This window comes from Actinomadura sp. KC216 (genome assembly GCF_004348535.1).
Lineage (GTDB): Bacteria > Actinomycetota > Actinomycetes > Streptosporangiales > Streptosporangiaceae > Spirillospora.
In genome coordinates this window covers 16,686-36,691 of the sequence record NZ_SMJX01000020.1, presented here as the reverse complement: position 1 = coordinate 36,691, position 20,006 = coordinate 16,686, and the positions used below count along the sequence as shown (strand labels likewise).

The window sequence follows — 20,006 nt, the reverse complement described above, 5'->3', positions numbered from 1 at the left end:
GCTCCAGAACGAGGGCGGCCATGGCCCCGGTGAGGGGGCCATGGCCGCAGACCGCCATTACAGGCAGATCGTGACACTGTGCGAGCTGTGGCAGAGGATGCTCAGGCTGCTGTTGCCGCCGCCGCCGCCGTTCTCGCTCGTCATCCCCTGAAGGTCGAGAAGCGCCATGTTCTTCACCTCCTTTCGGGCTGGATAGAGGTGGCCGCCGTAGGTGTTCCTACGGGGAGCTCATCGAGTTGAACGGAGCGAACCGGGGGGTGCGAGGGGTCGTCCCCCCGCCCGAGTTCGTCCGTCCTGAAGAAGGGCAGGCCGGGTGCCGGGTCGTGGAGGGCCGAGCCCAGGGCCAGCAGGACGCCGGCCGTGCCGGTCGCGAGGTCCATGGACAGGCGGTACATGTGCTCGCCCGGGAACGCGAGCCCGCCCGCGTACGGCAGCGCGTGCCAGGCCAGGTCGCGGACGTGCCCGGCGACCCGCGCGTCGTCGCGGCCGTGGCGGGCCAGGTAGAGCAGCATCCCGGCGCGCCCGCCGAACAGGCTCGGCTGCGCGTAGTACCGGGACATCGCGGCGACCCGGATCCCGCGCTGTGCTCGCTCGAACTCCTCGTCGGGGCGGTGCGCGAGGTACTCGTCCAGGACGAGCCCGATCCCGACGCTGCCGCGCCCGAGGTACGGGAACACCCGGTTGCCCTGGTCGACGTGGAGCGCGCCGTTGTGGTCGGTGACGCAGGCGGCGAGGTCGCGGCGCAGCGCGGCGGCGGCGAGGTCGAGCAGGGCCGCGTCGCCGGTCCGCTCGTGGGCGCGGATGAGCATCAGCGCGACGCCCGCGCCGCCGTGCATCAGGCCGGGGCGTGCGGTCGGGCCGTCCCCGGCGGCGTCCGCCGTGCGCCCGGCGACGATCTCGGTGGCGCAGCGGGCCTCGTCGTGCAGGGACGTCTCGCCGGTCGTCTCGGCGAGGTCGGCCAAGGCGAGCGCGACGCCGGGCAGCCCGCCGTACAGGTCGTCGCCGAGCCGTTCCCATCGCTCGTTCAGGCAGTGGTCGGCGGCGGTGAGCGCGTCTTCGCCGCGCCCCAGGCGGGCCAGCGTGTACGCGGCTCCGAGGAGCCCGTCGTACAGGCCGATGCCGGTGCCGCGCCTCGGGTCGGCGGCGCGCGCCGCCAGCCAGTCCTCGTGCGCGGGGAGGCGGCCCGCGCCCGTCGCGTCCAGCGCGTACAGGACGCCGGCGGCGCCGTGCGCGAGCCCGAGCGACGCGCCGTCGAACTGCTCGGGGTCGCCGGGGAACAGCCGGTCGGCGCGGTCCGGGGTCGCGCTCGCGCGGATCGCCAGCGACAGGGAGTCCCTGGCGCGGGCCCGGCCGGGCGCGTCCGGGACGAACTCGGGCGCCTCCATGGGCTCGGCGCCGCGCGTGATCTCCTCGACGGCCTCGTCCAGGAACGCCCGCGGCACCGGGAAGTTCGCGGCGATCAGGTCGGCGAGCTGCGGCGCCTTGCCCCGGTCGATGACGAACAGGGTGGTCAGCGGGACGAACAGCGCCAGCCGCAGGCACGCGAGGCTGTAGAGGTCGACGTCGGTGCCGCGCCGGTCGGGCGGCGCGAGGAACGCCGGGTTGGCGAGGGTCTGCCGGCCGCGGTCGGACGCGGGCGCCGCCGTCTCGAAGTCGATCAGCGCGGCGGAGTCGTCGGGGCCGACCATCACGTTGAACATGTGCAGGTCGTTGAACGCCACACCGCGCTCGTGGATCGCGGCGACCACCCGCTCGACGCCCGCGTGGACGCGCAGCGCCCATTCGGCATAATCGGCCGTCTTCTGCGGATCCGGGTCCGGATCGAGCATCGGATGCCGTTCCGCGAAGAAGGTGTTGAGCGTCCGGCCCTCGATGAACTCCTGGACGAGGAAATGGTGCTCGCCGAGCGTGAACCAGTCGAGCGCCTCGGGCACGCCGTCGATTCCGGCGAGCTTGCGGAGAACGTCGCGCTCCCGTTCGATGCGCGTCACCGCGTCCGCTCCGTCGGCGGCGAGCCCGGCATGCGGGCGCCCCTCTTTCAGGACGACCTTCCGCCCGGAACGGGTGTCGGTCGCCTCATAAACGCCGCCGCCGTTGGAGAAATGCAGCGCCTTGGTGATCTGGTACGGCAGATCGGTCGTCGTGGTGGCGCCGCGCGCTTTGAGATGCGGTTCCAGGCACGCCGGAAGGGTCACCCAGTCGGGGACGGAGAAGACCGGCTCGCGGCGGTCGGGCACCAGTTCCCCGTCGCCGTTCTCCAGCGCGGCGACGAGCTTGCCCTGCTCGTCCAGGCAGCGCCGCTCGGCGAAGCCGCCGTACCGCACGTGCAGGGGACCGGCGCCTATCCGCAGGTCACTGAGGATGTAGGGACCGGGGAGGCCGTCCAGGCGGGCGCCGAGCTCGGCCAGCACGCGCTCCAGCTCGCGCTCGTCCGCCGGGTAGATCGTGACGAGCTTCCCGCTCGCCCCGCGCGGCGCGTATTTGGCGTTCCGCATCCGGAGCGTGCCGGGGCCGCGCAGATGTTTGAACTCGATGTCGTTGTCGACGCAGTATTCCCAGACGCCGGACAGGATCTCCGTGGCGCTTTCCGCGCATCCCGAGACGTGCACTTTCCAGCCCTGCAGCGGGGCGCGGCGCTCCGGCGGGTCGTAGACGACCCACTCGTCGCCGAAAATCTGCTCCCAGCCCGCCGGAAGGTCACGTTCGGTGATTCCGAAGTCAGTACTGCGGGTGACGGGTGGCGCGTCGTAGAACAGCTTGTCCGCGAGGCAGTAAAGCTCGTACCCCTTGTCCACTGCGGTATTCCCTCCTCGCGCGCCGGCCCGTTTTGGCGCTCACAGGAGAAAGCGTCGCAGTTCGGACCGGTATAGGCCAGTACCGGGAATAACGAATGGCGTGTGAAGAACTACCGTCCGCCGCGTGTGCCCGTCACCGTACCGGTGCGTGACCGGCCGCTGACAGGGGGAGATCACGGAGAGAGACGGTGAGGGGAGGCGAGAGGGGGAGACGGAAAGGCGGGCGACGGCGGTCAGCGGAGCCCTTCGCGGTGCGCGATGGCGGCGGCCTGGGTGCGGCTCGCGACGTTCAGCTTCGCGAGGATGTTGGAGACGTGGACGCTCGCCGTCTTCGGTGAGATGAACAGCCGCGCCGCGATCTCCCGGTTGCCGAGCCCCTCCGCGACCAGCTTCAGGACCTCGCGCTCACGCCCGGTCAGCGCGCCGAGCGGCCCGGACGAGCCCGACGAGCCGGACGAGCCGGAAACCGGCGCCCCGCCGGGGGAGCCGAGCCGGGCGCGGGACCCGAGGTCGCGCAGCGCGGCCAGCAGCGGCTCCGCGCCGAGCCGCCCGGCGGTCGCGACCGCGGCCCGCCACTCCGCCGCGGCCGCGTCGCGGTCGCCGTTCTCGGCGAGCGCCTCGGCCAGCCGCCACCGCGACCGCGCCACCTCGTAGACGAACCCGCCGTCCGGGTCGCCGTAGGTGAACAGGTCGGTGGCCTTCCGCCACAGGTCCACGTCGTGGACGCCGTCCACGCGGCGCCGCTCGGCCTCCGCGCGGGCGAGCCACGCGTGCCCTTCGAGCCCGAGCCAGGCGCGGGGGAGCCCGTCGGTGGTGGTCTTGGACACCGTCCTGGCCCGGTTCAGCAGGTCGTCGGCCGCCTCGGCCGCCGCCCGCACCGCCTCCGCGTCGCCGGCGGCGCGGGCGCGGGACGCGATCTCGGCATGGGCCCACAGCCCGGTCGCCGCGAGGCGGATCGTGCCGTCGCCCTCGGCGTAGGCGGTGCCGAGGATGTTCGCGATGTGCTCGACCGCCGTGTCCGGGTCGCCGCGCCACAGGGCGTGCTCGGCCGCGAGACCCCGGGCGAGGTAGTTGAGGAACAGGTCCTCGCCCCACAGCGGCCCAATCCACCGCAGCCGCTCGTCCGCGCGCGGGGCGCCCTGCGCGACCTCGACGAACAGCGCGTACGCGGAGATCTGCGCCTCCGCCGGCCGGACGACCTGGACGGCGAACTCGTCGGAGAGCCGCCGCGCCGCCGCCCAGTCCCCGGTCGTGTAGTGGATCAGGTACCGCAGGGACCGCATGATGATGCCGTACGTGCTCCACCGCAGGCCCTTGTCCAGCACGAACCGGACGCCCGCGTCGGCGGCGCGCGCCGCGCCCGCGAGGTCGCCGCGGTCGAACATCGTCCGGGCGTGGTGGTACCGGGCGCGCACCGCCGCCTGCGGGCTGTCGCCCGCCGCGTCGGCCAGGTCACGGGCCCGCGCGAACACCTCCGCCACCCCCGAGTCGGCCTCCCGCGACTCCCGCCACAGCCCCAGCGTGACCAGCAGCGCCGCCTCGGCGCCCGGGGTCCCGGCGGCGCGGGCCTCCGCGACGGCCTTCTCCGCGAACTCCGGCATCTCGCCGTCCGGGTCCCGGTAGAGCAGCGACCGGGCGTAGGTGGCGAGCGCCCAGGCCCGCTCGGGCGCCGCCGGGTCGCCCGCGAGCATCGCCACCGCCTCCCGCGCGGTCGCCTGCGACTCCTCGTCCTGGTCGATGTCGCCGAGATAGGTCGCCAGATGCTCGCGGATCTCGGAGCCGAGGCGCAGGTCCGCCGGGTCGGCGACGGCCAGCAGGCGGCGGAGCCGGTGCACGGCGCGGCGCGGCTCCCCGGCCCGGGCCGACTCCTTCGCGGCCGTCAGCGACAGCCGGGCCCGGGTGACCCCCGCCTCCCCCTCCGGATCGGGGACGGCGTCCCACAGCTCCAGCGCCCGCTCGTAGTGCTCGAACGCCTCGTCGGGGGCGCCGAGCCGGCCCGCCTCCCGGCCCGCCCGGACGGACGCGGCGAACGCGGCGGGCAGGTCGTGCGCGGCGAGGCTGTGGTGCGCCAGCTCCGCCGCCGACCCGCGGGTCCCGGCGGGGAGCTCGGCGAGGAGCCGCGCGAAGTCGGCGTGCAGCCGGGTCCGCTCGCCCGGCAGCAGGTCGGCGTAGACGGCCTCGCGCAGCAGCGCGTGCCGGAAGGTGTACCCGGTCCCGGACGGGACGAGCAGCTGGTGCGACACGACCTCGCGGAGCGCCTCGCCGACGGCCGCCTCGTCCAGCCCGGACACGCGGCGGGCCAGCTCGTCGTCGATGCGGCGCCCGGCGACCGCCGCGACCCGCACGACGCGCTGCCCGGCGTCCGACAGCCGCTCCATCCGCGACAGCAGCAGGTCGGCGAGCCCGGACGGCAGCCCCTCCGGCTCGCCGCAGGGGGCGTCGAGCCCGGCGGAGTAAAGCTCGGCGGCGTAGAACGGGTTCCCCTCCGACCGGCGGTGCACCCGCTCGACGGCCTCCGCCGTGACCGGCGCGCCCCCGCGGGACAGCTCGGCGAGGTACTCCGCGGTCTCGCCCGGCCCGAACGGGGCGACCTCGACGCCGGTCACGTTCGGCAGCCGCAGCAGCTCCGCCACCACCGGCCGCAGCGGATGCCGCCGGTGCAGGTCGTCCGACCGGTACGTGCCGACCAGGCACACCCGCTCGCGCTGCAGGACGCGGCAGAGGAACGTCAGCAGATGCCGGGTCGACCGGTCGGCCCAGTGCAGGTCCTCCAGGACGAGCAGGACGGGCCGCTCCTGACCCAGCTCGCCGAGCAGCCCGAGCGCCGCCCCGAACAGCTGCTGCTGCCCGAGTTCCGTGACGGAGCCCGGCTCGGCGCCGCTGTCGGGCAGCAGCCGGCCGAGCACCGGGCGGGCGTCGAGCGCGGCGCGGACCGCGTCCGACTCGGGGGCCCCGGCGTGCGCGGCGGTCCAGAGGGCGTCCGCGAGCGGCAGGTACGGCACGCTCTCGCCCAGCTCGGCGCACTGCCCGACGAGCACGGCGAAGCCGTCGTCGCGGGCGGCGCGGACCAGCGCGGACACCAGGTGCGTCTTCCCGACGCCCGCGTCACCGCTGACCAGCACCGCCGCGGCGCCGTGCCCGGCGGCACGCGCCAGCGCCGCCCTCAGCTCCGCGAGCTCGGCCGCCCTGCCGATCAGCACGAAAAGCCCCTTCCGGTCACCAGCCAGTATCCCAGCCGACCAGGGATGACCGGGCGGGTCAGGGGACCCGCACGTGAACGGGCCCCGGATCCGGGGAGGGATCCGGGGCCCGCAGCGTGTGCCGGGCGGACGGTGCGTCAGCCGGCCAGGGCGGGGGTCCGGTCGGTGTCGTGCTCCGCCTCGTCCTCGGCCGCCTCCGCGTCCGCCTCGGGCTCCGGCTCGGCGGGCAGGACGCGCTGGTACGCGCGGAGCGTCTCGGCGGCGATCCGCTCCAGCGAGTACCGGGAGCGGGCGCGGTCGGCGGCGGCGATCGAGTAGCCGTGGAGGGTGGTCTCCTCGGTGAGCAGGTGCCGGATGGTGCGCCCGATCACCACGGGCCGCCCCGCCGGGACGTGCACGCCGGTGATGTGGTCGAGGACCTCATCGGCGTTCCCGCCCGCGGGGGTCGCGACGACGGGGACGCCGCAGGCCATCGCCTCCAGCGGCACCGACGGGCACGGCTGGTGCGGGGTCAGGCAGAGCGCGAGGCTCGCCGTCCGCAGCAGCTTCGGCAGCGCCTTGCGGGGCAGCCGCCCGAGGAAGATCACCCGGTCGTTGACGTGCAGCTCCTTCGCGAGCAGCACCAGCCGGTGCACGACGGGGTCGTTCTCCAGCTCCTCGCGGACCGGGCCGCCCGCGACGGCCAGCTCGGCGTTCGGGACGTGCACCAGCGCGCGCAGCGCGGTCGCGACGTCCCCGGCCTCCAGATCGCCGCAGATCATCACCAGCCGGCGCCGGTCGCCGCGCGGCATCGCGGGCCCGACCTGCGCGAACTGGTCGCCGTCGACGCCGTAGGGGACGACGGCGACGCTCGGTCGCGGCACGCCCATCCGGACGAGCGCGCCCGCCTCCTCGGCATGCCCGGCGAGCACGACGTCGGCGTCCCGCGCGATGGCCTTCTCCAGCCGGTCGCGGTGCGGGTGCACCCGGATCCCCGCGCGGCGCTCGGTTGCGGCCACGCCGTGGTAGCTCTGCGCGAAGGGGATGCCGAGCTCGCGGGCGACGGCGCAGGCGGCGAGCCCACCGATCCAGCCGTGCGCGTGCACGATGTCGGGGCGCCCGGCCCCGGACCAGCGGCGGCGCAGCCCGTCGGCGAAGTCGCGGACGTGCTTCAGCAGCTCGTCGTCGGAGAGCGGGCGGGCCGGCCCGGCGTCCAGATGGACGAGCGCGGCGCCCGGCGCGAGCCGGACCCGGGCGCGGGCGGAGGTGTCCTGCCGGCGGGCGTACACGGTGACCTGGTTCGGTTTCCCGTCGGCGGACAGCGGACGGGTCAGCGAACGGGCGAGATCCCGGACATGGACGGACTCGAGGTGTTCGCCGTCAAGGTCGGAGGCGGACACGAGAGCGATGTTCAGCGCGCGGTGCATACGGATCCTCCGGGACATCACAGGGGAAGCACGGAGGTATCTGCGTCGTAGACACCTGCTTGGCTAGTCTCCTATCCGGCCGCAGCTCCCGTCAAACCTCGCGAATCGGATCTCCCGCCGCGTCCGGCCCACCGCACCGCCGCCCACCAGGGGAGATAATGGATCAGATGGATGACGAGCCGCTCTGGTACGTGGCGTACGGATCGAACCTCTTCCGGGAGAGGTTCCGCTGCTACCTGTCCGGCGGCCGTCCGGCGGGCGGGAACCGGCACTACACCGGCTGCCGCGACCCGCGCCCCGCCCGCGCCGACGCGCCCGTGACGGTGCCGGGCGGGATCTACTTCGGGTACACGTCCCTGGTCTGGGGCGGCGGGATGGCGTTCTACGACCCCGGCCTGCCCGGCCGCGCCGCCGCCCGCGCGTACCTGCTCACCCGGCGCCAGTTCTGCGACGTCCTGTCCCAGGAGATGCGCCGGGACGTCGGCGCCGACCACGACCTGTCCGAGGCCGTCGCCCGGGGCCGCCAGCGCCTCGGCCCGGGGCGGTACGAGACCGTCCTGAAGGTCGGGGAGCGCGACGGGCACCCCATGCTCACGTTCACCTCCTCCGGCCCGCACCCGCCGAACGCGCCGACCGCCGCCTACCTCACGATGCTGGGCCATGGCCTGCGCGAGGCGCACGGCTGGTCCGCCGGACGCGCGGGCGCCTACCTGGCCGCCCGCCCCGGCGCCCGCGGAACCTGGACGTCCACCGACATCTCCGCCCTTCTCGGCTAGGTTCGGGCCTATGAACGCCGGTGACTTCGTCGACGACTTCCAGCTGCCCGACGAGACGGGCGAACCGCGCACGCTGACCGGGCTGCTGGAGCAGGGCCCGGTCGTCCTGTTCTTCTACCCGGCCGCGATGACCCCGGGCTGCACCGCCGAGGCGTGCCATTTCCGCGACCTGGTCGCCGAGCTCGCCGCCGTCGGCGCCCACCCGGTCGGCATCAGCGCCGACCCGGTCGCCAAGCAGAAGGAGTTCGCCGACAAGCACTCCTTCGGCTACCCGCTGCTGTCCGACCCGTCCGGCGACGTCCGCGCCCGCTTCGGCGTCAAGCGCGGCATCGCGCTGATGCCGACCAGGCGCCAGACCTTCGTCATCGGCACCGACCGCCGCGTCCTCGCCGTGATCAAGAGCGAGATCCGCATGAACGCCCACGCCGACAAGGCCCTGGAGGTCCTGCGGAAGCGGGCGTCCTAGCTCCCGACGACCGGGAGGTTGATGGTGGACGGGTGCGCGGGGGAGTGGAAGATCTCCTGGTCGGCGGTGAGCATCTCGGTGGCGGTGCCGATGGGGGCGCCCGTGCCGGGGTTGCGGGCGACGCGCGGGTAGGCACCGGACGCGACCTGCACGCGGATCCGGTGCCCGGCGCGGAACCGGTGACCGGCGGGCCACAGCTCGATGGCGACGTGCCGGACGCCGTCCTCGCCGGGCTCCGGGGTGCCGGGGACGAGCCGCCGCATCCCCTCGCACAGGTTCAGCGACGCGCCGTCCGGGGTGACGTCGCACAGCCGGACGACGAAGTCGGTGTGCTCCCGGTTCGACCGGATGTGCAGGTCGGCGGTGACCGGCCCGATGATCTCCAGATCGTCGTCGAGGACCTCGGAGGTGTAGGTCAGGACGTCCCGGCGCCGTTCCAGCCGCTTCTGGTCGGTCGACGGGTGGGTCTCGCCGAGCATGGTCGGGCCGCCGAGGAACGGGGTCGGGTGGTCCGGGTCGTAGCGGTAGGTGTCCGGCTCCGACTCGGGCGGCTCGCCGGGGGAGAGGGCGCCGCCGGGCTGCAGGTGCCAGCGCTCCTCTCGCATGCCGGGGACGGGCCAGTCGGGGAACTCGCGCCACTCGTCCGCGCCCGTGATGTAGAGCCGGACGGGCTGCTCCCGCAGCTGCGACGGGTCGTCCAGCAGGTGCGCGCGGAACCAGGCGATCGACTCGCCGATCGAGCCGCGCATCATCCGCTGGTCGGAATGGAACCACGGGCCGATCGTCAGGTAGGGGCGGCGCCCGGCGGCGCGCAGCGCCGCGTAGTCCTTGATCTGCCAGGGCAGGAAGATGTCGTACCAGCCGCCCGTCAGGTTCACCGGGGCCGTGACCTGCGACACGGTCGGGGAGAAGTCGCGCTTGTCCCAGAACGGGGTGTCGGGGCCGTTGATGAGGAGGTCCTGGAAGAAGCGCTGCTGCTCGCCGGTGGCGAGCCGGTCGAGCTCGGCGAGGGGGCGTCCGGACAGCGTGGCGCGGCGGGCGCGGCGCGGCGACAGCACGGTGGCGGAGATGCCGGACAGGGAGCTCTTCATCCGCGCGGTCATGTCCACCCAGATGAGCGCCGACTCCAGCGCGAACGTCCCGCCGACGTTCACGGCGTCCCGGAACGTCGACGCCGTGACCTGCATCGACAGCGCCTTCAGCTCCGGCCCGGCGTCGGCGGCGACGGCCCACTGGACGTAGCCGAGGTAGCTCGGGCCGTGCATGGCGAACGTCCCGCCGAACCAGGGCTGCGAGGTCAGCCACTCGACGGTGGCGAGGCCGTCCTCGCGCTCGTCCAGCGCCTCGAACACGCCGCCTGACCCGAACCCGCCGCGGACGCTCTGCACCACGACCTGGAACCCGTGCGAGGCGAACCCCTGCCCGCACATGAGCCCGAACGGCCCGCGCCGCCCGTACGGGGACCGGACGAGCACCGTCGGCGCCCGTTCCACGTCGGCGGGCGCGTAGTGGTCGGCCAGCAGCGTGACGCCGTCGGCGGCCGGGACCTCCAGGTCGCGCTCGACCGTGACGCGGTGGGGGCCGTTCCGCAGTCCCAGCGCCGTGACCCCGAGCCGGCGCATCATTCCCACGCCTACCACTTGATCGATCGTAATGGCCCCATGGAGCGTTCCCCGTCCCGGGAGCCCGTGATGTGCCTCGCACGCTGCGGGTCTTCACTACCATCGGGGACGCACAAGCATGGCAAATCGGACGTCACGGGCAGCCCATGGGGTGGCCGGGGCGCCGGGCGGAGGGAGAGATGCACGCGTCATGGACGACCTGAGCTGGGAGCGGATCATCGTCGCCGCGATCGTGCTGGCGGGCGCCCTGGCGATCGCGGTCATCCTGCGGTTGCTGACCGGACGGCTGTTCAAGCGGGCGGGCGACACCCGCTGGGCCTGGGACGACCTCGCCGCCCGGCTGGTCAGGGACCTCGCCGTCCCCGTCTCGGTGATCCTCGGCCTGTGGTTCGCGGCGAAGGCGCTGCACCTGCCGCGCGGCACGCTGGACGTGACCGCCAAGGTGCTCGTCGCCGTGACGATCTTCATGGTGTCGCTGGCGCTGGCCCGGCTGATCGCGAACTCGGTCAGCTCGTTCGCGCTGACCGGGCAGGGCGGCGCCGCCGCCAATGTGACGATCTTCGCCAACATCGCCCGGGTGGTGGTGATCGGCGTCGGCGTCCTGGTGATGCTGCAGAGCCTCGGCGTGTCGATCTCGCCGCTGCTCGGCGCCCTGGGCGTCGGCGGCCTCGCGGTCGCGCTCGCGCTGCAGGACACCCTGGCGAACCTGTTCGCGGGCGTGCACGTGCTGGCGTCCAAGACGATCGAGCCCGGCGACTACATCAAGCTGGCCACCGGCCAGGAGGGGTACGTCGTCGACATCAACTGGCGCAACACCTCCATCCGGACGCTGTCGGACAACATCGAGGTCATCCCGAACCAGCGCTTCTCCGACACGATCCTCACCAACTACCACCGTCCCGCGCAGGACATGTCGATCATGGTCTACGCGAAGGTGGCCTACGAGGTCGACCTGGACCGGGTGGAGGAGCTGATCACCGAGGTCGGCGAGGACGTGATGCAGGACGTCCAGGGCGGCGTCGAGGATTCGAGCGTCCTGGTCCGGTTCGACGACTTCAACGACGCGACCGTCGGCTTCCACGTCATCCTGCGCTCGACGGAGTTCGGCGACCAGTTCCTCATCAAGCACGAGTTCCTCAAGCGGCTGCACCGGACGCTCCGCGAGGAGGGCGTCGCGCCGCCGTACTGGCACCACCGCGTCGTCCTCAGCGACCAGACGGGCGCGACGGGCCCGAGCGAGCTGCCGCAGAAGGACGGCCTGCACCTCTGAGGGGCGCCTCGGCCCCGGTCGCCCGGCCGGTCAGTCGCCGGGCGGGGGAGGCGTCTCGTCGAACCAGGCGAGGAACTCGGCGGCGCCGAACATCCGCGCCGTGTCGACGGCGGACGGCGACCCGGCCCGCGGGTCGGCGCCCGCGTCGAGCAGGGCCCGCACCACGTCCGGCTCCTTCTTGAACACCGCGCCGGCGAGCGGCCGCTGGCCCCGGTCGTTGGCACGTTCCGGGTCGGCGCCGCGCGCCGCGAGCGCCCGTACGGTCCCGGCGTGCCCGTGGTAGGCGGCGAGCATCAGCAGCGTGTCGCCCTTGTCGTTGGACAGGTTCGGCGGGACCCCGGCGTCGACGTAGCCGGCGAGCTCGGCGGTCCGGCCGGCGCGCGCCATCTCGAACAGCCGGGTCGCGAGCTCCTCCATCTCCGGGTCGGTCTCGCTCATGGTCGGAACCTTACTGTCCGCGGTGAGCAGGCCGCCGAAGCTGTCCTCCCGGTACCGCAGGTGCTTCTCCAGCGCGACGAGCGCGCCGTTCTGGGGCAGCGTGCGGAAGCGGACGTCGTCGGCGAGCGCCTTCATGATCAGCAGCCCGCGGCCCCGCTCCGCGCCCGGGGCGGGGTCGGGGACGTCCCCGGGATCGAATCCCCGGCCCGCGTCGATCACCTTGATCAAGCAGCGGCGGTCCTGAATCGTGGCCCGCACGGTGTAACCTGCGCCGTCCTCGGCGTGCTGGATCACGTTCGTGCACGCCTCGGTGAGCATCACCTCGATGTCGCCGCGGATGTCGGCATCCACCCCGAGGGCCGTCAGCGCCGCGTCCAGCAGCCTCCGTGTCGCCGGGACGCTCGCGGCGTCCCGGGGGAGCAGGAGGTCGAGGCTGATCTCCACGTCCTCTCCGTCCGTTTTCCGTCCCTGTGGTTCGTGCCCTTCCGGGCCCCCTCAAACATCGGACGGGCCCCCGCGGCGGGGCGGGCGGGGCGCTCTCGGCGCGTAGGCGTCCACGTACTCCTGGCCGGACAGCCGCTGGATCGCCTCCATGATCTCGTCGGTGACCTGCCGCGCGGCCTTCCCGCGCGGGACGCCGTCGTCGCGCCCGGCGAAGTCCATCGGCGCGCCGATGCGCAGCCCGATCCGCCCCGGTTTCGGGACGGCCCGCCCCACCGGCTGCAGCCGGTCGGTGCCCTCGATCGCCACCGGCACGACGGGCGCGCCGGTCCGCATCGCCAGCCGCGCGACGCCCGTGCGGCCCCGGTACAGCCGGCCGTCCGGCGAGCGGGTGCCCTCCGGGTGGATCGCGAACACGCCGCCGCGCTCCAGCACCGCCGCCGAGGTGTCCAGCGCGGCGACCGCCGACCGACCGCCCGCCCGGTCGATCGCGATCGCGCCGAGCCCGCGGAACAGCGACGCGACGGCGCGGCCCTTCACGCCGGTCCCGGTGAAGTACTCGTGCTTGCCGAGGAAGTGGACGCGCCGCGGGACCATCAGCGGCAGGACGAACGAGTCCAGGACCGCCAGGTGGTTCGCCGCCAGGATCACCGGCCCGATCCGGGGGACGTGCGCGAGGCCGCTCACCCGCGGCAGGAAGGCGACGCGCATCACGGGGCCCATCAGGACGTGCTTCAGCAGGGGATAGATCACGCGATCGGGCTCCATGTACGACGAGGCTATGGCCCGCGCGATCCCGGCCGCCGCTCGCGCCCGGTACAAGTTCGGCCCGCCCGTCCTTGTAGGACCCCGCACTTGCGGCCACCGGCTCGGCGTGGGGGGTGCTCCGCCCGCGTTCGCGGCGGTGCTCAGCCCGCGGCCTCGGCGGCGTTCTGCTCGCGGATCACCCGGCGGACCGCGGGCGCGGCGGGCCCCGACCGGGCGGTCAGCTCCTTGATCCGCCGCCTGTGCCGCCGCCGGTCCCGGCCGGGCAGGACGGTCTTCAGCTCGCCCGCCGCCGCCAGCGCGACCGCCGCCGCGTCGTAGCTGTTCACGTGGGCGACCGGACGCCCGCGCAGCGCGGACGACGCCCCGCCCCACAGCTCCTTCACCACCCGCGGGTCCCTGACCGTGATCTTCCGGTAGGGGAACAGGCCGAGGGCCTTGCGCGTCCGCACCCGGATCCAGCCGCCGCGGACGAGCTCGTCCCGCACCGCGTCCACGATCGCCTTGCTGTCCTTGCGCACCCAGTGCCGCCACGACCGCGGCCGCGACGCCGCGATCTGCGCCAGCACCCCGTACGGGTCGTCGCCCGGCGTCCCCGGGACGGGCCTGCGCCGCTCCTCGCCGAGCCTGCCGTCGAGGTACAGCTCGGTGAGCGCGGCGCCGCGCAGCACGTAGCCGAGCCGCGCGCCGTTCTTGGTCATCTTGTGCTTGGTGGTGTCGTAGGCCAGCAGGAACATCCGCGCCGGCAGCGATTCCGGAACATCGACCATGGCTAGTCCTCGCTCCCGCCGCCGCGCGCGGGGCCCGGCGGGTCGTGCTCTTCTTGCTCTTCTTGCTCTCCGTGCTCTCCGTGCTCTTCTCCGGGTTCGGTCTCCGCCTTGCGGGGACGGCCCCGCCCGCGCATCCGGCCCGCCGACCCGGGCATCCGGCCCGCGTCGGCGAGCGCCCGCCGGAGCAGGAACTCGATCTGCGCGTTGGTGCTGCGCAGCTCGTCCCCGGCCCACCGGGCGAGGGCGTCGTGCACCGCCGGGTCGAGCCGCAGGAGGATCTTCTTCCGCTCAGCCACGGGCAGGGCGGTCACTGGTAGAGGCTGCCGGTGTTGACCACCGGCTGCGCATCGCGGTCGGCGCACAGCACGACCAGCAGGTTGCTGACCATCGTCGCCTTGCGCTCCTCGTCCAGCTCGACCACGTTCTCCTCGTCCAGCCGGTCCAGGGCGAGCTGCACCATGCCGACCGCGCCCTCGACGATCCGCTGCCGCGCCGCGACGACCGCGCCCGCCTGCTGCCGGCGCAGCATCGCCTGCGCGATCTCCGGCGCGTAGGCCAGCCGGGTGATCCGCGACTCGATGATGTCGACGCCCGCGGAAGCGACGCGCTGGGACAGCTCCTCCGACAGCTGCGCGGTGATCTCGTCGGCGTTGTCGCGCAGCGAGATCCGGTCGTGGGCGTCGTAGGGGAAGCTGCCCGCGATGTGCCGGACGGCCGCCTCGGTCTGGAACGCCACGAACTCGACGAAGTCGTCGACCTCGAACACGGCGCGGGCGGTGTCGGCGACCTGCCACACGACCACGGCCGAAATCTCGATCGGGTTGCCGTCCAGGTCGTTGACCTTGGCGAGGCCGGTCTCGTGGTTGCGGATCCGGGTCGAGACCCGGCTCCGCTCGGTCAGCGGGTTGACCCAGCGGAGCCCGTCGGTGCGGACCGTCCCGTAGTACCGGCCGAGCAGCTGCAGCACCCGCGCCTCGTTCGGCGCCACCGGGGTCAGCCCGGCCGCGACGACCAGCCCGGCCAGCCCGAGCAGCGACCCCGCGACGACGCCCGCCGCGATCGAGGCCCCCTCGCCGCCCGCCACGCCCAGCAGCACCGCCACGGCGGCCAGCAGGATCAGCGCCAGCGCGAGCCCGAGCATCGCCCATCCGCCGCGGTCGGCCGCCGCCCGCTCCTCGATCTTCGGGCGCGGCATCTCGACCTTGGTCGTCACGTCTGCCATCCCCGTCCCCCTTCACGTCCATCGGTTGGCACCAATCTATCAAAGTGATATCACTTTTTCCAGATCGGGGTCGTCGGCGGCGTCCGGGATGACCTTCGGGACGTTGCGGAGCGTGACGAGCGCGAAGACCGCGACCAGGGCGGCGCACCCGGCGCTGCACACGAGCGCGGCGTGCATGCCGTCCACGAACGCGTCCCGCGCGGCGGCGGCGACCTGGGCGGCGAGCGCGCCGGGGAGCTGCGCGGCGGCCTGCAGGGCGGCGCCGAGGGAGTCGCCCGCCGCGGCCGCGGCGGGCGCGGGGACGCCCGCGGGGAGGTCCAGCACGTTGCGGTACACCGCGGTCAGGACGCTGCCGAGGATCGCCATGCCGAGCGCCCCGCCCAGCTCGGTCGCGGTCTCCGCGATCGCCGACGCCGCCCCCGACCGCTGCTTCGGCACGGACGCCAGCACGGTGTCGCCGGTGACCGTCATGGCCACGCCCATCCCGATACCGGACAGCAGCATGCCGGGGACCATCGCCCAGTACGGGGTGTCCAGCCCGAACGTCAGGTACGCCGTGAAACCGCAGGCCGACAGCAGCATCCCGGCGGCGACCACGCGGGCCCGCCCGAGCGCGCCGATCAGCGGCGGGGCGAGCAGCGCGCCGCCGAGCATCGCCCCGGCCGCGCCGGGCAGCCCGGCGAGGCCCGCCGTGAGCGGCGACCAGCCGAGCGCGAGCTGGAAGAACAGCGAGAAGATCAGCGCCTGCGCGACCAGGGCGAACATCGCGAACATGGTGGTGACGACCGAGCCGGTGAACGCGGCGTTGCGGAACAGCCGGACGTCGATCAGCGGCTCGTCCAGCCGCGTCTGCCGGAAGAGGAACGCCGCCAGCGCCAGCACGCCCAGCGCCGCCGACACGTAGATCCGCGGCTGGTCCAGGCCGTGCGCCGCCGCCTCCTTGACCGCGTACACGGCGCCGAGGACGCCGCCGACCGACAGCGGGACGCTGGGCAGGTCGAGCCGCCCGGGCACCGGGGTGCGCGACTCGGGCAGCACGAGCGCGCCCGCGACCAGCGCCACCGCCATGATCGGCACGTTGATCAGGAAGACCGAGCCCCACCAGAAGTGGTCGAGCAGCGCGCCGCTGACGACGGGCCCGAGCCCCACCGCGAGCCCGGCGACGCCCATGAACGCGCCGACCGCCACCGTCCGCTCCTTCGGCTCGGTGAAGGCGCGGCGGATCAGCGACAGGCACGACGGCATCAGCGTCGCGCCCGCGACGCCCAGCATGGCGCGGGCCGCGATCAGCAGCTCAGCGGTCGGCGCGTAGGCGGTCACGGCGGACGCGGCGGCGAACAGCGTGATGCCGATCAGCAGCAGCTTCTTGTGCCCGATGCGGTCGCCGATGCCGCCCATGGTGATCAGCAGGCCGGCGAGCGCGAACCCGTAGGCGTCCGCGATCCACAGGATCTGGGTGGACGAGGGGTCCAGGTCGGCGCTCAGGTGCGGGACGGCCTGGTTGAGCGCGGTGAGGTCGATGTTCGGCACGAGCGCGACCAGGAGGCAGATCGTGAACGTGCCCCATTTGCGGGCCGAGGTGTTCATGCCCGCAACGGTCGCGGAGGGCGCTGACCGTCCCCGCACCGTCCGCTGACCGCGCCGTCAGCCGCCGTTAGCGGGCGTGCAGCAGGGCGAACGCCTCCTCGCGCGACAGCCCGGCGCCCCCGGCGAACGCCGCCTCGTACGCCGCGTCGCCGAGCACGCTCCGGGCCGCGGCCGTGACCCGCTCGGTGTCGGGATCGGACGCCGCCTGGACGCCCCGCAGCGCCGCCGCCGCGCCGAGCAGCGCCGCCGCCCGCTGCCCGTCGCCGTCGGCGAGGGCGACGCCCGCGAGCCCCGCCGCGGCGAGCGCGTGGTAGGTGAAGATCGGATGGTCGAACGCCAGGTCCAGGGCCTCGTGGAACAGCTCCTCCGCCCGCGCGTGGTCGCCCTCGACGACGGCCGTCCACGCCAGCCCGACCAGCGCCGAGCCGCGCACCCCGGCGGCGATGAACCGCTCGGAGGAGTAGCCGGTCAGCGCCGTCTCGAACAGCCGCCGCGCCCCGGCGAGGTCCCCGCGCAGCCGCGCGACCTCGCCGAGCCCCTGGTACCCGGCTGCGATCTTGTCGGGGGTCCCGGCCCGCCGGGCCAGCTCGATGCCGTGCTCGTACCCGGTCCGCGCCGCGTCCAGGTCGCCGCCGTGGATGTGGACGAGGGCGCGCTGGTAGAGCAGGTCGGCGGTGTCCTCCAGCGCGCCGAGCTCCCGCATCAGCTCCAGCGCCTCGTCCAGGAGCGCGAGCGCCCGGTCGCGGTCGCCGCGCCGGTCGGCGGCCTGGGCGAGCGGGTCCAGCGAGTTGGCGATGCCCCACCGGTCGCCGCAGGCCCGGAACCCGTCGGCGGCCTCCGCGCAGGTCCGCTCCACCTCGGCGAGGTCGCCGCCGATGTGGGCGAGGAACCCCTCGCTCATCCGCACCAGCGCCCGCGTCCACGGGTCGTCGCCGATCTGCTCGGCGAAGATGGCGTACTCGGTCCGGGCGGGACCGGCGATCAGCGCCCACATCACGACGGTGACCGGATTGCGGAGCGGTCCCGTGATGCCGCGCAGCAGTTCCGCGGCGCGGTCGAGCCACGCCGCCGCCCGGTCGAGGGAGCCGCCGCCCGAGACCGCGTTGGTCACGCACAGGGCGTACTCCTCGTTGAGCCCTTCCGGCGGGTCGTCGCCGAGCACGTCCAGGACCTCGCACGCCAGCGGCGCGCCCTCGACGCGGCCGCGCAGCAGCCAGTACCACGACAGGGCCCCGATCAGCCGCAGCGCCAGCGCCGTGTCGGCCCGGACGGACCGGCGCAGCGCCGCGTGCAGGTTCCCGTGGTCGGCGGCGAGGAGCGCGAGCCATTCCAGCTGCTCGACGCCCCGCAGGTGGGGGTCGGCGCGCTGCGCGAGCGCGAGGAAGTACTCCGCGTGCGCCCGCTCGAACCGCTCCGTCTCGCCCGCCTCGGCGAGCCGCTCCGCGCAGAACGCGCGGACGGTGTCGAGCATCCGGTACCGGGCGCCGTCGCTCTGCACCAGCGACTTGTCGGCCAGCTCCGCGACCAGCTCGTCGGCATCGGCCAGATCGCCGTCCAGGTCGCAGACGCCCACGGCCGCCGCCAGCGTGAACCCGCCCGCGAACACCGTGAGCCGCCGGGCGAGGGTCTGCTCCGCCTCGTTCAGCAGGTCCCAGCTCCACTCCACGACGGCGCGCAGCGTCCGGTGCCGCGGCGGGGCGCTCCGGTCGCCGCGCGACAGCAGCCGGAACCGGTCGCCCAGCCGCGTCGCGACCTCGCCGACCGGCAGGGACCGCAGCCGCGCCGCCGCCAGCTCGATCGCGAGCGGCAGCCCGTCGAGCGCCCGGCAGATCCCCACGACGGACGCGACGTTGCCGTCGTCCACCGCGAAATCCGGCCGTACCGCCCCGGCCCGGTCGAGGAACAGCCGCACCGCCGGATACGCCGCCACGTCACCGGCCTCCGCCCCCTCGGGCGGCAGTTCCAGCGGCGGCAGCGGACGCAGCGCCTCGCCCGTGATGCCCAGCGCCTCCCGGCTGGTCGCGAGGATGCGCAGGCCGGGGCAGGCGGTCAGCAGCCGGTGCGCGAGGTTCGCCACCGGGACGACGACGTGCTCGCAGTTGTCGAGCACGAGCAGCATCCGCCGCCCGTCCAGGGCCGTGACCAGCCGCTCCAGCGCGTCCGGCGGCCCGCCGGGCACCGGCCGCATCCCGCCTTCCCGGAGCCCGAGCGCCGCGAGCAGCGCCTTCGCGACCTCGTCGCGGCCGACCGGCGCGAGGTCCACGAAGCAGACGTCGCCGCCCTCCCGGCCCGCGGCCTCGACCGCCAGCCGCGTCTTGCCCGCGCCGCCGGGGCCGAGCAGCGTCACGAGCCGCCCGTCCGCGAGCATCTTCCCGACCCGGCGCAGCTCCTCGTCGCGCCCGACGAAGCTGGTGAGCTGCGCGGGCAGGTTCGCCCGGGCGGCCTCGGGCGGGCGGTCGTCGGCGCCGCCGATCTCGCCGCGCAGGATGGCCAGGTGCACGTCCGCGAGCTCCCGCGACGGGTCGGCCCCCAGCTCCTCGGCCAGCGCCCGCCGCCCGTCCTCGAACACGGCGAGGGCCTCGGCCTGCCGACCGCAGCCGTGCAGCGCCCGCATCAGCAGCGCCCGCGCCCGCTCCCGCAGCGGCTGCGCGTCCACCAGGCCGCGCAGCTCCGCGACCACCGTCGCGGCCTCCCCGGTCGCGAGCCGGGCCGCCGCGAGATCCTCGACGACCGCCGCCCGCTCCTCCTCCAGCCGCGCCGCCCGCGCCTCCGCGAACGGCGCGCTCACGCCGGCGAGCGCGGGCCCGCGCCAGAGCGCGAGCGCCTCCGCGAAGGCCGCGGCCGCCGCGCGGTGCCGCCCGTCCGCCAGCGCCCGCCGCCCGTCGCGTGCCAGCCGCTCGAACCGGTGGACGTCGACGTCATCGGCCTCGACCGCGATCCGGTACCCGGCCGGGAGGTTCTCGACCAGGGCCGCGTCCCCGAGCCCGCGCCGCAGCCGCGACACCTGCGACTGCAGCGCGTTGGCGGCCCCGCCCGGCGGCTCGTCCCCGTACAGCCCGTCGATGAGCCGCCCGGACGGGACGACCCGTCCCGCCTCCAGCAGCAGCATCGCCAGCACGGCCCGCACCGAGGGACCGCCCACCGGCACGGGCGCCCCGTCGATACGGGCCTCCACCGGACCCAGGACGCCGAACCGCATGCCCCGATTCTCCCGCATCACGATGCTTTCGGAGGCGGCGGCGTAGGCC

The 20,006-nt window shown here is 74.5% G+C and carries 15 protein-coding genes and 1 pseudogene; 3 read left to right on the top strand and 13 right to left on the bottom strand.

Annotated elements, in window-relative coordinates:
* Positions 1-57: 57 nt before the first annotated feature.
* The 4 genes from E1264_RS05930 to E1264_RS05915 all read right to left on the bottom strand — a co-directional run bounded on the left by E1264_RS05930 (position 58) and on the right by E1264_RS05915 (position 7,401).
* Positions 58-168, bottom strand: a complete 111-nt coding sequence (locus E1264_RS05930) for a SapB/AmfS family lanthipeptide (protein ID WP_132170370.1) — start codon at positions 166-168, stop codon at positions 58-60.
* A 5-nt stretch (positions 169-173) separates the two neighbouring features.
* Complete coding sequence (gene lanKC / locus E1264_RS05925; RefSeq protein ID WP_132170368.1) at positions 174-2,795, bottom strand: class III lanthionine synthetase LanKC; 2,622 nt, start codon at positions 2,793-2,795, stop codon at positions 174-176.
* 233 nt (positions 2,796-3,028) lie between these two features.
* Positions 3,029-5,995, bottom strand: a complete 2,967-nt coding sequence (locus tag E1264_RS45875; protein WP_132170366.1) for a helix-turn-helix transcriptional regulator — start codon at positions 5,993-5,995, stop codon at positions 3,029-3,031.
* 137 nt (positions 5,996-6,132) lie between these two features.
* On the bottom strand, positions 6,133-7,401 hold the full coding sequence (locus E1264_RS05915) for a glycosyltransferase (protein WP_132170364.1): 1,269 nt from the start codon (positions 7,399-7,401) through the stop codon (positions 6,133-6,135).
* A 167-nt stretch (positions 7,402-7,568) separates the two neighbouring features.
* On the opposite strand from E1264_RS05915, the gene E1264_RS05910 reads away from it, so the two are divergent.
* Together E1264_RS05910 and E1264_RS05905 are read left to right on the top strand one after the other, a co-directional pair.
* A complete protein-coding gene (locus E1264_RS05910) occupies positions 7,569-8,177 on the top strand; it encodes a histone deacetylase (protein WP_207935740.1) in 609 nt (202 codons plus the stop codon).
* 10 nt (positions 8,178-8,187) lie between these two features.
* Complete coding sequence (locus E1264_RS05905) at positions 8,188-8,643, top strand: peroxiredoxin (protein ID WP_132170360.1); 456 nt, start codon at positions 8,188-8,190, stop codon at positions 8,641-8,643.
* Here the strand turns inward: E1264_RS05905 and E1264_RS05900 are convergent.
* A complete protein-coding gene (locus E1264_RS05900) occupies positions 8,640-10,268 on the bottom strand; it encodes a CocE/NonD family hydrolase (RefSeq protein ID WP_132170396.1) in 1,629 nt (542 codons plus the stop codon). The genes E1264_RS05905 and E1264_RS05900 overlap by 4 nt on opposite strands.
* A 187-nt stretch (positions 10,269-10,455) precedes the next feature.
* On the opposite strand from E1264_RS05900, the gene E1264_RS05895 reads away from it, so the two are divergent.
* On the top strand, positions 10,456-11,535 hold the full coding sequence (locus tag E1264_RS05895) for a mechanosensitive ion channel family protein (protein WP_243710774.1): 1,080 nt from the start codon (positions 10,456-10,458) through the stop codon (positions 11,533-11,535).
* Between the two features lie 30 nt (positions 11,536-11,565).
* Here E1264_RS05895 and E1264_RS43165 read toward each other — a convergent pair whose 3' ends face one another.
* From E1264_RS43165 to E1264_RS05860, 8 genes and pseudogenes are all read right to left on the bottom strand, one after another.
* Positions 11,566-11,973 (bottom strand): ankyrin repeat domain-containing protein, encoded by a 408-nt coding sequence (locus E1264_RS43165; RefSeq protein WP_165964029.1) that lies wholly within the window; start codon positions 11,971-11,973, stop codon positions 11,566-11,568.
* An 81-nt stretch (positions 11,974-12,054) separates the two neighbouring features.
* A pseudogene (locus E1264_RS43160) lies at positions 12,055-12,417 on the bottom strand (ATP-binding protein); the annotation flags it as partial.
* A gap of 51 nt (positions 12,418-12,468) precedes the next feature.
* Positions 12,469-13,182 (bottom strand): lysophospholipid acyltransferase family protein, encoded by a 714-nt coding sequence (locus tag E1264_RS05885; protein WP_132170356.1) that lies wholly within the window; start codon positions 13,180-13,182, stop codon positions 12,469-12,471.
* A 140-nt stretch (positions 13,183-13,322) separates the two neighbouring features.
* The gene (locus E1264_RS05880; protein WP_132170354.1) at positions 13,323-13,949 is read right to left on the bottom strand and encodes a GPP34 family phosphoprotein; all 627 of its coding nucleotides are present in this window, start codon (positions 13,947-13,949) and stop codon (positions 13,323-13,325) included.
* A gap of 2 nt (positions 13,950-13,951) precedes the next feature.
* A complete protein-coding gene (locus E1264_RS05875; RefSeq protein WP_132170392.1) occupies positions 13,952-14,245 on the bottom strand; it encodes a hypothetical protein in 294 nt (97 codons plus the stop codon).
* Positions 14,246-14,256: 11 nt separating this feature from the next.
* A complete protein-coding gene (locus tag E1264_RS05870) occupies positions 14,257-15,171 on the bottom strand; it encodes an SPFH domain-containing protein (protein ID WP_132170352.1) in 915 nt (304 codons plus the stop codon).
* A gap of 39 nt (positions 15,172-15,210) precedes the next feature.
* A complete protein-coding gene (locus E1264_RS05865; RefSeq protein WP_132170350.1) occupies positions 15,211-16,758 on the bottom strand; it encodes an MFS transporter in 1,548 nt (515 codons plus the stop codon).
* 67 nt (positions 16,759-16,825) lie between these two features.
* A complete protein-coding gene (locus tag E1264_RS05860; RefSeq protein WP_207935739.1) occupies positions 16,826-19,957 on the bottom strand; it encodes a BTAD domain-containing putative transcriptional regulator in 3,132 nt (1,043 codons plus the stop codon).
* Positions 19,958-20,006 lie beyond the last annotated feature (49 nt).